The organism is Photobacterium sp. WH77, from assembly GCF_022014395.1.
Classification (GTDB): domain Bacteria; phylum Pseudomonadota; class Gammaproteobacteria; order Enterobacterales; family Vibrionaceae; genus Photobacterium; species Photobacterium arenosum.
This window is the reverse complement of sequence record NZ_JAKLTE010000004.1, coordinates 211,993-225,290: the sequence shown is the minus strand read 5'-3', so window position 1 is coordinate 225,290 and position 13,298 is coordinate 211,993. Positions and strand designations below refer to the sequence as shown.

Here is a 13,298-nt window from a genome sequence, read left to right as displayed (position 1 = left end):
GGCAGTATGGCGAAGATGAAGGCAATTGAAGCCGCCGTTGAAGTTTTGAAAAAAGAAGGTGTTATTCAGGCATTTGGTGTACCAGGTGCAGCGATTAACCCAATGTATGCTGCACTGAAAAAACTGGGTGGCATTGATCATATTCTGGCTCGACATGTGGAAGGTGCTTCTCACATGGCTGAAGGTTACACGCGTACCAATACCGGTAATATCGGTGTTTGTATCGGTACTTCAGGCCCGGCGGGTACAGATATGATCACAGGATTGTATTCAGCAGCTGCTGACTCCATTCCAATTCTGTGTATCACCGGCCAGGCACCACGTGCTCGTCTGCACAAGGAAGATTTCCAGGCGGTTGATATCGAGAGTATCGCTAAACCCGTTGCTAAGTGGGCAACCACAGTACTGGAGCCAGCTCAGGTGCCACGTGCATTCCAGCAGGCTTTCCATCTGATGCGCTCAGGCCGTCCGGGCCCGGTATTGATTGACTTGCCTATTGACGTTCAGCTGGCTGAGATCGAATTCGATATCGACAGTTATGAGCCTCTGGAAGCGTACAAGCCAACAGCCAGCCGTGCTCAGATTGAAAAAGCATTAACCATGCTGAACCAATCCGAGAAACCACTGATTGTTGCGGGTGGCGGTGTGATTAATGCCGGCGCGTCTGACTTGCTGCAGCAGTTCGCTGAAATCACCGGCGTACCAGTGATTCCAACGCTGATGGGCTGGGGTTCGATTCCGGACAACCACGAATTGATGGTAGGTATGGTGGGTCTGCAAACAGCACACCGTTACGGTAACGCCAACATGCTGGCTTCCGACTTTGTGTTTGGTGTTGGTAACCGCTGGGCAAACCGCCACACAGGTTCTGTAGATGTGTACACCAAAGACCGTAAGTTTGTTCACATTGATATCGAGCCGACTCAGATTGGCCGAGTATTCTGCCCGGACTTAGGTATCGTATCGGATGCAAAAGCGGCACTGGAACTGATTGTTGAGGTTGCCCGCGACATGAAAGCCGCTGGTAAGCTGGCCGACCGCAGCGCCTGGGTTTCTGAATGTCAGCAGCGTAAAGCCACTATGCTGCGTAAGACGCACTACACTGAAACGCCAGTGAAGCCAATGCGTGTTTACGAAGAAATGAACAAAGTGTTTGGCGAAGAGACCTGCTACGTGAGCACTATTGGTCTGTCTCAGATTGCCGCTGCTCAGTTCCTGCATGTGTACAAGCCAAATCACTGGATTAACTGTGGTCAGGCTGGTCCTCTGGGCTGGACAATTCCTGCCGCGCTGGGTGTGCGTGCAGCGGATCCGCAACGTCCGGTTGTGGCACTGTCTGGTGACTATGACTTCCAGTTCATGATCGAAGAGCTGGCTGCGGGTGCGCAGTTTAACCTGCCGTATATCCACGTACTGGTGAATAACTCTTACCTGGGTCTGATCCGTCAGGCACAGCGTCAGTTTGACATTGATTACTGTGTACAACTGGCGTTCGAGAACCAGAATGCGCCGGAGCTGAACGGCTATGGTGTTGACCACGTTGCTGTGGTTGAAGGTCTGGGCTGTAAAGCCATTCGCGTAACGGATCCTGAGAAGATTGCCGATGCCTTACGTGAAGCGCAGGTTCTGATGAACAAGCACAAAGTACCTGTTGTGGTTGAAGTGATTCTGGAGCGTGTAACGAATATCGCGATGGGCGTTGAGATTGACGGCATCAACGAGTTCGAAGCACTGACAGAAGATCAGGCTGATGCGCCGACGGCCATCACCTTTAACCAATAATATTCCACGAATAGCAAAAGGAATGTGACATGCCGAAACTAGCAGCAAACTTATCCATGCTCTTTACGGAAGTACCTTTCATGGAGCGTTTTGAGGCCGCCGCGCAGGCGGGCTTTCACGGGGTGGAATACTTATTCCCGTATGCTTTTGAAAGCGATGCTATTAAAGCCAAGCTGGATGAGAATGGTCTGACTCAGGTACTGTTCAATCTGCCTGCTGGCGACTGGGATGCTGGCGACCGCGGTATCGCGGTCGACCCTAAGCGTGTGGAAGAGTTTCGTGCCGGTGTACCGGAAGCCATCCGCTATGCCAAAGCGCTGAACTGTACGCAAGTGAACTGTCTGGCAGGGATTGTACCTGCCGGCGTCACCCCGGGGCAGGCGGAAGCAACATTTGTTGATAACTTGCGCTTTGCCGCGGCAGAGCTGAAAAAAGCGGGTATCAACCTGATCATCGAAGCGATTAACACCCGTGATATTCCAGGGTTCTTCCTCAATACCACTCAGCAAGGTCTGGATATTATTGAGAAAGTCGGCAGTGACAATCTGGAGCTGCAATACGACATCTACCACATGCAAATCATGGAAGGTGATCTGGCAACGACCCTGAGTCGTGAACTGGGCCAAATCCGCCACGTGCAGCTGGCTGACAATCCAGGCCGTCACGAACCGGGTACCGGTGAGATCAATTACCACTTCATGTTCAGGCATCTGGATGAAATTGGCTATGAAGGCTGGGTCGGCTGTGAGTACAAACCGCAGACCACCACCGCAGAAGGCCTTGGCTGGCTGAAAGAATTTAATCAAATCTAAGGAGAGGATAATGACGACTATCGCATTTATCGGTACAGGCATCATGGGTAAACCAATGGCCGAGAACCTGCAGAAAGCTGGACACCAACTGGTCTTTTCCGACCATTACAATCCAGCTCCGGCAGATTTGGTTGCCAACGGTGCTCAGGTTGTCCATTCGGCGAAAGCCGCCGCGGAACTGGCCGAATACATCATCCTGATGGTGCCAAATACCCCTCAGGTTGAAGAAGTGCTGTTCGCTGAAAACGGTGTGGCTGAAGTGCTGAAAGCGGGTAAAACCGTTATCGATATGAGTTCTATCTCGCCTATCGAAACCAAAACGATTGCAGCACGAGTAAAAGAAACCGGTGCCGAGTTCCTGGATGCACCAGTATCCGGCGGTGAAGTGGGTGCGATTAATGCTGCGCTGACCATCATGGTTGGTGGTACTGAAGAAGCCTACGCAAAAGCACTGCCACTGTTTGAAGTCATGGGTAAGAATATTAACCTGGTTGGCGATAACGGTGCAGGCCAGATCTGTAAAGTGGCGAACCAGATCATCGTTGCACTGAACATTGAAGCGGTTGCTGAAGCCCTGGTATTTGCCTCTAAAGCCGGTGCCGATCCGGCGCGTGTTCGCGAAGCGCTGATGGGTGGCTTTGCCAACTCTAAAGTGCTGGAAGTCCACGGTGAGCGTATGGTGAAAGGCACCTTTGATCCGGGTTTCCGCATTCAGTTGCACCAGAAAGACCTGAATCTGGCGCTGTCCGGCGCTGAAGCACTGGGCATGTCTTTGCCAAATACCCAGTCTGCTCAGAACCTGTTTGACGCCTGTGTGAAACTGGGCGGCGAAGGCTGGGACCACTCAGCATTGATTCGTGCGATTGAAGAGCTGGCTAATCACAGCATCCGTCAGTAATCTGATGAAAAGGCGGCATCATTGATGTCGCCCCAGGTATACAGCTGGAAATCAGCTGTATCCTGAATAATTATTGTCACATAACAATTTTTAGTCTCCTTTGGTTATGTGGTCCCGAAACCGCGGGTTGGATATTAGGGCTGGCTTCTTGTCAGAGGTGGCTTAGCCGGCCCTACCAGTTCGATAAACAATGTGGGTGACAGTGACGGTTTCGGGTTTTTTCCCCTGTTGCTTGCCGTAACTGGGAGCTAACTTGACGTGGAGCGCAACATGCAAATGGAAACGCATGCATTTTTGACTGCACTGTTTAATCGTGCAGTAAAACAGGCCCTGCCCGGTGAAACCCTGAAACACTATTTACCTGAAGACAGAACAGGTAAAGCGGTGGTAATAGGGGCGGGTAAAGCCGCCGCCTCAATGGCCAGAGCACTGGAAAGTGTCTGGGAAGGTGAATTGGAAGGTCTGGTCGTGACTCGCTATGGTCACACCGCCGAATGCCAGAAGATCGAAGTGATCGAAGCCGCTCACCCGGTGCCGGATGATGCTGGCCGTGAAGTGGCAGAACGCATCCTAAACCTGGTTACCGGGCTCAACGAGAAGGATCTCGTGATCTGTCTCTTGTCTGGTGGCGGTTCGGCCTTGCTGAGTTTGCCTGCTCCCGGCATTACCTTCTCGCAAAAGCAGCAAATCAATAAAGCTTTGCTGAAATCCGGGGCGGCCATTGATGAAATGAACTGTGTACGCAAGCACCTGTCTGCCATTAAAGGCGGAAGGCTGGCTAAGGCCGTTGCACCTGCGCAGCTGATTACACTGGCCATTTCGGACGTACCCGGTGATGAGGCAACAGTGATTGCTTCCGGTCCGACGGTTGCTGATCCCACCACCAGTAAAGATGCCTTAGACATATTGAGCCGCTATCAGGTGAGCGTACCCGACTCAGTGACTGAGTGGTTACACAGTCCTGAATCTGAAACGGTAAAACCGGGCGATGCCTGTCTGGAGCGGGCCAGGTTCGAACTGATTGCCAGCCCTCAGCTGTCATTGGAAGCGGCTGCCGAAGAGGCAAGTCAGTGGGGTATCCCGGCGCATATCCTGAGTGACTGCATTGAAGGTGAATCTCGCGATGTCGCCAAGGTACATGCTGCATTGGCGAAACAAATTGCAGACCGCGAACAGCCTTTCACGCCGCCGTGCGTATTACTGTCTGGTGGTGAAACTACTGTGACAGTCCGGGGTGAGGGACGTGGTGGACGTAACAGTGAGTTTTTGCTGAGTCTTTATCATGAACTGCAGGGCCACCCGCAGATCTTCGCACTGGCCGCTGATACCGATGGTATTGACGGGGTAGAAGATAATGCCGGTGCGGTACTGAACCCGCAAAGTTATCACCAGGGACAGGCTCTGGAACTTAATAGCCAGGACTATCTGGATAACAATGATGGATACACTTTCTTTAAACAATTGGATTCATTGTTAACAACCGGTCCAACACTGACGAATGTTAATGATTTTCGCGCCATTCTGATTCTTCCGAAGGAGGAATCCGGTAACTGAATAACTCCTTGAGTTATGTTGTAAGTTGTAAGAGGCAACGGTAGGCACAGTTTTCTTTGTCCTTGGAGACTGTGTGCCCTTTGGGAATAGTGTCAGCGGCACTATTCCTTTTTTTATTGTTATTTCACCACGTACCGTCATTTCCGCGCAGGCGAAAATCCAGTCAGCCAACACATAACCCATGATTGATTGAGCAGAAAGGGCAAGGCTGAACTACACAGTCTGCCGGCTGGTTGTATAGGATACTTTGTGATTTTGTCATGCAAAATCTCAGTGAGCAAAAGCACATTAAGAAAAGATGAACACAGGTAAATATTTGTCTGAACAGACTAAAAAGAGGAATGGGTGGGAGCGTGCAGCACCAACTTATACAATACCGAACTGAACACGTAGGCTGCATGCCCCACTGAGAACAGTATAGGGCATGATGACATTGTATACAATGTTGTTCTTTATTTTGCGTTAAATTGTTTACGATTTATCTTCGCTTTAACACAACATCTGAAAAGACAGCGTGGAGGTCACTGCTAATGGCTTCATCATCAAGGGCTAACTTGGCATTGATGTGGCCCAGGTGACTGCGCATCAGTGAAACCGCTTTCTCTGTTTCACCCGCTTCAATGGCGTCAAGCAGCTGGTTATGTTCATCAAAGGAGCATTGACCACGGTTGCCGACTTCATAAAGTGCAATGATCAGAGAAGTTTGCGACACAATACTGCGCTGGAAAGAAAGCAAAGGAGGGTTATTGGCCATACTGGCCAGCTGGATATGGAATTCACCGGAAAGGCGGATACCCCGGCCCACATCGCCTTGGTCAAAAGCTGCATGCTCATCTTTAACCAGTTCACGTAATTTGGCGACTTGTTCGCTGGTTGCATGTTCAACGGCCAGCTCGGTGATGGCGAGCTCCAGCACTTCACGCGCTTTCAGTACCTGCCGGGCTTCTTCAACATTAGGTGCAGCGACAATGGCACCACGGTTCGGGCGAATTTTAACAATCTGCTCGACAGACAGGCGAAGTAAGGCACGGCGGATAATGGTTCGGCTGACACCGAAAATTTCACCCAGAGCTTCTTCATTGAGCTTGGTGTTTGGTGGCAGGCGCTGTTCCAGAATGGCATCAAAAATGTGTCCGTAGACAATATCATCCTGGGTAAGTGTCGGACCCACAGTGGGTGATTTCTTTAACGTTGACTTTTTTTTCACTGGCGTGGTCACTACTTCTCTCCTAAAGCTTCTCCAGCTGCCCCGTTATTGTATGCAATTAACGCAAAAAAGCGAATTAACTTTTCAGAGTAAAATAAATAATCATATTTTCTCCGGTTCGCTTGCGCTCTTGAATCGCGATTGATCAGGGAAAAATGAAACAGAGTGTATAACCGCGTCCTGATGGCGACTCACTGACGGGGCGAAACTATTGAGTGCTAACCCGATCCTGATTGAATAAATCTGCAAATTTTGGATAAGCCTCGGAGGCGGTTTTTCTAATAAATTCAATGGGCATGTCATCAAAACAACCGTGGTATTTTACATACTCCATGTGTTTGCTACCATCTTTTGTCGCGGAATGGAGAATAGCGTCATGTTTACCGTCAAATTCCAGTGGTTCAACGTTAAACTTCTCGCATAAAGCACGATCGAATACAGGCGTTACTTTCACCCAGCCCTGGTTCAGCCAGATCTCTGCATAACCATGCAAAGCGAAGTAGTCTGTTCCCAGCCATTCAACCAATGCCGGTGTTGATAAGTGATTGATCACATCCGCGAGACCAAGACGGGCCGGGATACCATGTTGACGGCACAGTGCGACCATCAGCGCCGCTTTTGGGATGCAATATGCCTGATTTTTCTGAAAGCAATAACTGGCTTTCAGACTGGGCAGGCCATCCTGCAGCGTGTAGGGATTGTAAACAATCTCATCGCGAACCAGATAATACATGCTGATGGCTTTCTCGGCCGCAGTGTTACCTGTCACCTGTCGACTGAAGCTTTGGATAGCCGGGTGATTAAAATCAAAGTAGTCGGTAGCGCTCAATTGGTCTTCCATGTTAAGAGATCCTTATGCTGTTATTCATTAGCAGACTAGAGTCTAAGCTCTATCTTGGCGAGTAGCACGGGAAGGTTTTGTGCGAGAGCTTGAGGTAATTCACATCAATGCTGGAACACCACAGATGGCCTGTGGACCCTATCCTATTCTTAGATATGACTGGCGACATACCAGAACCTTGATCTGTCGTGAGACGCAGCATTGCATGGTGGTGACCAGCGGTTGGCCTGATCTGAGATCTGATGTAAAGGTGTGAGTATGGTATTAAAGCGACGGATTAACCGAACACTTCAGTTGCTGTTAAGCGATCTGTCAGATCGAGCTCTTGTCAACGCGAATCAATGGCGGGCAGGTTTGGGGGAGTTTGTTGAAACCGGCTTGCCGCCTGTGCCCAGCGATCTGGTGATCGCCACAATGAACGGTGTGATGGGGGATTCGCTTGAAGAGCGCAAAAGCCGGTTAGCACAGAAAATGGCATTCAGCAGCGGTATGCAGCCACTGAGCCTGGATCCTATTACGCTGGCCGGGCAATTGTCGCTGCCGCAGTCCCGGATTGTGATTTGTGTGCATGGCTGGTGTATGAATGACAGCCAATGGCAACGTAAGCCCCATGATCATGGGCGAAATTTGGCGAAGTTTGGCTATACACCCGTTTATCTGCGTTACAACACCGGGCGTCACATTTCATCCAATGGTGAAGATTTCGCTTTATTGTTAGAGCAGTTGATTGCTGCGTGGCCTTGTCCGGTACAGGAGATTGTCATTATTGCCCACAGTATGGGGGGACTGGTCAGCAGGAGTGCATGCTTTTATGCCAGCAGACATCAGGTGAGCTGGATAAATCAGCTCACCACACTGATTACCCTGGGCACCCCGCATAACGGTGCGCCTCTGGCAAAATTGGCCAGCTGGGCTGAAACACGGATTGCGGCTGTGCCTTACCTGCAATCTGTGGTTAACCTGACCCGGCTGCGCAGCGCCGGCAGTAAAGATCTCAGTCTGGGAACCATCTGCCATTCCGACTGGCAACGTGAGCCACCGCCGCCTTACCCGCTTCGTCCTCCCTTACCTGAGGGCGTGGCCTGTTACGCTGTTGCCAGCTGTCTGAGCAAACATATACAGGATGAAAGAAGCCGCCGTATCGGCGATGGCCTGGTGCCGGTCGCGAGTGCGTTGGGGGAAGGGGATGAACAGCAGCTGGCAGTGGGTTTTCCGGCCGTTAATCAGTGTGTCGTTGGCAGTGTGAATCATATGGGATTGCTCACACATCCTTTCGTTGCCAGAAGAATAGAGCAGTGGGTTCTGGCAAATAGCGGATAACCATCAAGCAGATTATTTTATGGTGAGAAACTGTAAAATTTATCCATAAGTTTTTTTTATCTTTCCCATTCAACCAATGATTTGTGACTCGCGAGGTGAGTGTCTATAAAGCTTCAACGCTAGGCTAATACGGACTCATCGCATGGATCTCGACACTATGCTTGATAGCCTGCACACGCAGGGTTGGTGTGTGTGGGACGATTTTCTTTCTGCAAACGAAATATCTGCATTGTTGCAATGCTTACCCTCTGAATGGTCACAAGCTGGCATTGGGCGTCAGGATGCCCATGCGCATGTGGCGTCTATCCGAAGCGATAAGATTCATTGGCTGAAAGAAGAGATGGGCCAGCCGGTTTATCACTATCTGGATAAGATGGAAGTGATCCGACAGGCGGCTAATCGCTACCTTTACCTGGGGCTGTTTGAATACGAGGCGCATTTTGCCAAGTACGAGCAGGGGGATTTTTATAAAAAGCATCGTGATAGTTTTCGTGGCAAAGCCAACCGTATTCTTACGACTGTGTTGTATATGAATGATCAAGACTGGCAGGAAACGGATGGCGGAGAGCTGGTTATTTACAATAATGATGAGAGCTTTCTGACAAAGCTGGTGCCTAAAGGCGGGCGTCTGGTGATGTTTCTATCTGAAGATTTTCCTCATGAGGTGCTGCCAGCACATCGCCCGCGTTTCAGTATTGCGGGTTGGTTTCGGCTCAATGGCGTGAGCGCAGGCAGTCTGGATATCGCGGTGTAATTGTAGAATGATCATGCGCCCTGCAAGGGTCAACGTATAGGGTCAGCCGTCTTTCATTTCCACGCCCGAAACCGGTAGTTCGCAACCAACAACCTGTTATTTTCACTGACAAACCCCCTCAAAAACCGTCACACCGCAACCGCTTCCCAGTGGTAAAATCTTGCGCAAAATGTTTGATGTAGCTGCTTTTTTGTTAAGGGGGCATTGTGAGTGCGGATGACGATTCAGTGAAAAAAAGATATCCCAGGGCGTCTTATGCGCCCCTTGAGGATTACTCCACCCTTGCACCTCCGCCGCCGGCAGGGGAAGACCCGGAGCCAGTGGCACAGTTCGAGTACAGTTTTGATCTGTCCTGTTCGGCAGAGTCATTGCACCAGCACAGCACTTGCGAGCAGTGCTGGCGGCGCGGTTGGCAACAAGGCACTCAGTTCGGCCAATAAGGATGCCGCTAACGCTCTCATCAGGCTGACCGGTAAACTCGGCAGTGTGCTGGACGACTATCGGCTGATGACCTCAGGCGGCATTACCTCAGTGCTGATGATGCAGCGTAAAATCTGGCACGATGACGACACCCAGCACACCGAAGAAGAACTGCACAACCTGGAAAGCGTGCAAAGCCGGATCCGCATCCGCCTGACCGACCCGGCGCCGGGCGAATCTTATCCGCAGGTTCGTGCGTATCACATGGATGACACCCGCATTCCGGTGCGTTATGTCGGACTGGATAAAAAGACCAACAGCTACTCCGTTGCGCTGGAGGAAAACGGCCCGCATATTACCTGGACGCCGAATGAAGAGGGTAAGCCAGAGTGGCAGCTGACACCGGATCATGACAACGGTTTTGAGACGGGTGATATTCATACTACACCGATATCAGATATTCCAACCCCGACGGTTGAAACCTATCCTGCCGCAGAAGAAGCACACTGGAGCGATGCGATCCTGGTGTTTCCTGTCGATTCAGGGATTGAGCCAATTTATCTTGTTTACAAAGAAGACAGGCGTAATCAACCGGGTGTTGTCACAGGTAAAGGAAAAGATGTACCGTGGGAAGATGGTTACTGGCTGGGCAAGGCGGCCAATGAAGGTCAGGGGCAGTATATTCCTACTCACATCGCCACTGCCTTGCGAGGGCAAAAGTTCAACCGGTTTTCCGAACTCCAGTCTGCGTTCTGGCTGGAGGTGGCTAAAGATCCGCAGCTGATGAGTCAGTTTAATCGTCGTAACCAGGCACTCATACGCAAAGGTAATGCGCCAGCTACAGAAAAAGAGTTTCACTGGGGAGCGCCTGGAAAAGAAAAAAAATTAAAGAAATTTTCGTTGCACCACGTCGAGCAAATCCAGCACGGCGGGACGGTATATGACCTGGACAATCTAAGAGTGGTGACACCTCGCCTGCATTGGGGGGAGATCCATGGCACTAAGGGGAGACTCAATGTTAACAATGAAAAATAGCTTGCAGGACTACACAGAAGCTGAGTTCTTCGAAATTCTGGAGCAGACCATTGAAGCCGAAGAGGAAGACGTCGACACACTGGCGGACTTTTTTGAAGAGCATGTTCGTCATCCAAAAGGGTGTGATTTGTTGTTCTATCCAACCAAATGTGGAATTGAAGACTCGCCTCAAGCAGTGATTAACGAATTAAAACGCTGGTATGCCGAGCAAGGTTTACCCTGCTTCAAATCTGAATAATCATCGTACTGCACGCCACAATTGGTGAATTCCATTGATTGTGGCGTGTAATTCTCCCCTCAGCCCGATTTACTGGCAAATGTCTCCCTTCATTTAAACCGCATCCGCCTGACCGACCCGGCACCGGGCGAATTTTACCCGCAGGTTCGCGCGTATCACATGGATGACACCCGCATTCCGGTGCGTTATGTCGGACTGGACAAAGTTTAGATAAGTTATTCGGTCTCACTGCAGCAGCCGAATTAGTGTTACTTGTTCGGCTACGGTAAGATTGGGAGAAATCTTACTGATAAAGCGTTAAGAAGGGCAGGCAGTATGCAAGATGATGAGATCATGACAGGTGAAATGCTGGTTGAAACGGTTGAAAATCAACTGGCTGAAGGCAATCCGATTAAAGTAAAAGAAACGTTGATGCGCCTCGTGATGACAGGGACACCAAGGGAAGAAGCCATTGAGATGATTGCTTGTGCGTTGTCTATTGAAGTGTTTGATGTGGTGAAAAATGACGGTGAGTTTAATCTGAAACGCTATTCAGAGAATCTTGATGCCTTACCCGACATGGATTGGGAAATTGAAGACTGATATTGCACTTTCTGTCGGATTGTCCGCGCCACCTCAGGGTGGCGTTTTTATTTATCCCCGCTGAAATTCTTATCTGCAGTGATAAATCTCCCTAAACAGCGAGACTGCTGGGTAAAAACCAGCATTTTATATGGCTGAAACGAAACTGTCAGTATCTCTGCATTTATTTAGCTAATGAAGAAGATCAGTAAAGTCAAAAATGCTTAAACGACCTTAATATTTAGACTTAAAGCCTGATAAATTGGCTTGAAACTAGTGTCAAGGTCTAATTATTGGTGTTTTCTTGACCTTTTGTAGTGTGATGATCGTCATAAACAGAGTGATGTGCTGCTAAATCTCTTGTGGCTGGTTTCATTTGTTGCTTTTAGGTTAAAAAACGGTGACACATTTCAAATGTATTCCATTATTGTTTTCACAACCTCTGACAAGCAGCAAGGAAACTTACAATGATTATTGGTGTACCAAAGGAAATTAAAGTTCATGAATACCGCGTAGGCATGGTGCCTGCTTCTGTCAACGAAGCGGTTGCCCATGGCCACACTGTGTATGTTGAAACGCAAGCTGGTGTAGGTATTGGTTTCAGCGATCAGGACTACATTGACGCCGGTGCAAAAATTCTGCCGACCGCCGCTGATGTGTTTGCAGAAGCTGAAATGATTGTGAAGGTTAAAGAACCTCAGGCAGTAGAGCGTGCCATGCTGCGCGAAGGTCAGATTCTGTTTACCTATCTGCACCTGGCACCGGATCCAGAGCAGACCAAAGATCTGGTGGACAGTAAAGCGGTATGTATTGCCTACGAAACCGTTACTGATGATTTCGGCCGCTTGCCTCTTCTGGCACCTATGTCTGAAGTGGCTGGTCGTATGTCGATTCAGGCGGGTGCTTTTGCGCTGGAAAAATCTCGCGGCGGCAGCGGTATGCTGCTGGCTGGTGTTCCAGGTGTTGAGCCTGCGAAAGTGGTGATTATCGGCGGTGGTGTTGTGGGTGCGAACGCCGCTCAGATGGCTGTCGGCCTGCGTGCTAATGTTGTTGTTCTGGATCGTAGCATTGATGTGCTGCGTAAACTGGATGCACAGTTTGAAGGTAAGGTTCAGTGCGTGTATTCAACCAAGGACGCGATTGAAAAGCATGTACTGGAGGCTGATCTGGTTATCGGTGGTGTGCTGGTGGCAGGCGCTGCCGCGCCTAAGCTGGTAACGGCTGAGATAGTGAAGAAGATGAAACCTGGCTCTGCCATTGTGGATGTTGCTATCGATCAGGGCGGTTGTGTTGAAACCTCTCATGCTACGACGCACAGCGAACCGACTTTCATCGTTGATGATGTTGTTCACTATTGTGTTGCCAACATGCCTGGCGCCGTTGCCCGCACTTCTACCTTTGCCCTGAATAATGTGACATTGCCATATATCCTGAAACTGGCCAACAAAGGGTATAAAGCGGCGCTGCAGGAAGACAAACACCTGCTGAACGGCTTGAACGTTTACCGCGGTCAGATTACCTGTCACGAAGTATCAACAGCCTTGGATCTGCCATTCGTCGAGGCTGATAAAGCGCTGGCCTGATAAGGCTGAACTTGACGATAGTATTTATATCCCTGCTTCGGCAGGGATTTTTTATGCCCAAGTAAAGTGAACGAAATTACGATGACTGATAGTGGATAATCTCTGGCTGTGAATCACCGGATTATTAAAGGTGAATGACAGGGTTTAAATTCTCGGAGTGAAGTCAATTAAATCTGTCCTGTGTGTCTGCAAAGCCGGTCATATAAAATGCAATAGTCAACGAAAATGAGACCATCCTAACAACTCTGAATACCAGATTTTAATTTGATATTACTCTGACAAAACAAAAAGCC

The 13,298-nt window shown here is 49.7% G+C and carries 12 protein-coding genes; 10 read left to right on the top strand and 2 right to left on the bottom strand.

The genetic code is table 11. From position 1 onward, the window contains the following. Window positions 1-6: 6 nt before the first annotated feature. The 4 genes from gcl to L6J37_RS06125 all read left to right on the top strand — a co-directional run bounded on the left by gcl (window position 7) and on the right by L6J37_RS06125 (window position 5,046). The gene (gene gcl / locus L6J37_RS06140) at window positions 7-1,782 is read left to right on the top strand and encodes a glyoxylate carboligase (protein WP_218386411.1); all 1,776 of its coding nucleotides are present in this window, start codon (window positions 7-9) and stop codon (window positions 1,780-1,782) included. Between the two features lie 29 nt (window positions 1,783-1,811). Then, entirely contained in the window at window positions 1,812-2,594 is a 783-nt protein-coding gene (hyi, locus tag L6J37_RS06135; protein WP_237794520.1) for a hydroxypyruvate isomerase, read from the top strand. Window positions 2,595-2,604: 10 nt separating this feature from the next. Then, window positions 2,605-3,492 (top strand): 2-hydroxy-3-oxopropionate reductase, encoded by an 888-nt coding sequence (locus L6J37_RS06130; protein ID WP_192016497.1) that lies wholly within the window; start codon window positions 2,605-2,607, stop codon window positions 3,490-3,492. 270 nt (window positions 3,493-3,762) lie between these two features. Then, a complete protein-coding gene (locus L6J37_RS06125; RefSeq protein WP_218386412.1) occupies window positions 3,763-5,046 on the top strand; it encodes a glycerate kinase type-2 family protein in 1,284 nt (427 codons plus the stop codon). 478 nt (window positions 5,047-5,524) lie between these two features. On the opposite strand, the gene L6J37_RS06120 is transcribed toward L6J37_RS06125, so the two are convergent. Both L6J37_RS06120 and L6J37_RS06115 read right to left on the bottom strand, forming a co-directional pair. Beyond that, a complete protein-coding gene (locus L6J37_RS06120; RefSeq protein WP_370630705.1) occupies window positions 5,525-6,265 on the bottom strand; it encodes a GntR family transcriptional regulator in 741 nt (246 codons plus the stop codon). A 196-nt stretch (window positions 6,266-6,461) separates the two neighbouring features. After that, the gene (locus tag L6J37_RS06115; protein ID WP_237794518.1) at window positions 6,462-7,094 is read right to left on the bottom strand and encodes a transglutaminase-like domain-containing protein; all 633 of its coding nucleotides are present in this window, start codon (window positions 7,092-7,094) and stop codon (window positions 6,462-6,464) included. Window positions 7,095-7,352: 258 nt separating this feature from the next. On the opposite strand from L6J37_RS06115, the gene L6J37_RS06110 reads away from it, so the two are divergent. The 6 genes from L6J37_RS06110 (at window position 7,353) to ald (ending at window position 13,005) form a co-directional block, all read left to right on the top strand. Then, the gene (locus L6J37_RS06110; protein ID WP_192016501.1) at window positions 7,353-8,414 is read left to right on the top strand and encodes a lipase family alpha/beta hydrolase; all 1,062 of its coding nucleotides are present in this window, start codon (window positions 7,353-7,355) and stop codon (window positions 8,412-8,414) included. Window positions 8,415-8,556: 142 nt separating this feature from the next. Continuing rightward, window positions 8,557-9,168: a 2OG-Fe(II) oxygenase gene (locus L6J37_RS06105; RefSeq protein WP_237794516.1), complete on the top strand. Its 612-nt coding sequence runs from the start codon at window positions 8,557-8,559 to the stop codon at window positions 9,166-9,168. A gap of 342 nt (window positions 9,169-9,510) precedes the next feature. Beyond that, complete coding sequence (locus L6J37_RS06100) at window positions 9,511-10,623, top strand: S-type pyocin domain-containing protein (protein ID WP_237794514.1); 1,113 nt, start codon at window positions 9,511-9,513, stop codon at window positions 10,621-10,623. Next, on the top strand, window positions 10,604-10,861 hold the full coding sequence (locus L6J37_RS06095) for a bacteriocin immunity protein (protein WP_218384710.1): 258 nt from the start codon (window positions 10,604-10,606) through the stop codon (window positions 10,859-10,861). The genes L6J37_RS06100 and L6J37_RS06095 overlap by 20 nt, the downstream gene beginning before the upstream one ends. 315 nt (window positions 10,862-11,176) lie before the next feature. After that, a complete protein-coding gene (locus tag L6J37_RS06090) occupies window positions 11,177-11,443 on the top strand; it encodes a hypothetical protein (protein ID WP_192016504.1) in 267 nt (88 codons plus the stop codon). Window positions 11,444-11,889: 446 nt separating this feature from the next. Further along, on the top strand, window positions 11,890-13,005 hold the full coding sequence (gene ald, locus L6J37_RS06085) for an alanine dehydrogenase (RefSeq protein WP_237794512.1): 1,116 nt from the start codon (window positions 11,890-11,892) through the stop codon (window positions 13,003-13,005). Window positions 13,006-13,298: the final 293 nt, after the last annotated feature.

Bases quoted from the DNA above. Each gene is read 5' to 3' on its own strand.
- gcl (WP_218386411.1), top strand. From the start codon at position 7: ATGGCGAAGATGAAGGCAATTGAAGCCGCCGTTGAAGTTTTGAAAAAA.
- L6J37_RS06125 (WP_218386412.1), top strand. From the start codon at position 3,763: ATGCAAATGGAAACGCATGCATTTTTGACTGCACTGTTTAATCGTGCA.
- L6J37_RS06110 (WP_192016501.1), top strand. From the start codon at position 7,353: ATGGTATTAAAGCGACGGATTAACCGAACACTTCAGTTGCTGTTAAGC.
- hyi (WP_237794520.1), top strand. From the start codon at position 1,812: ATGCCGAAACTAGCAGCAAACTTATCCATGCTCTTTACGGAAGTACCT.
- ald (WP_237794512.1), top strand. From the start codon at position 11,890: ATGATTATTGGTGTACCAAAGGAAATTAAAGTTCATGAATACCGCGTA.
- L6J37_RS06115 (WP_237794518.1), bottom strand. From the start codon at position 7,094: ATGGAAGACCAATTGAGCGCTACCGACTACTTTGATTTTAATCACCCG.
- L6J37_RS06130 (WP_192016497.1), top strand. From the start codon at position 2,605: ATGACGACTATCGCATTTATCGGTACAGGCATCATGGGTAAACCAATG.
- L6J37_RS06090 (WP_192016504.1), top strand. From the start codon at position 11,177: ATGCAAGATGATGAGATCATGACAGGTGAAATGCTGGTTGAAACGGTT.
- L6J37_RS06095 (WP_218384710.1), top strand. From the start codon at position 10,604: ATGTTAACAATGAAAAATAGCTTGCAGGACTACACAGAAGCTGAGTTC.
- L6J37_RS06105 (WP_237794516.1), top strand. From the start codon at position 8,557: ATGGATCTCGACACTATGCTTGATAGCCTGCACACGCAGGGTTGGTGT.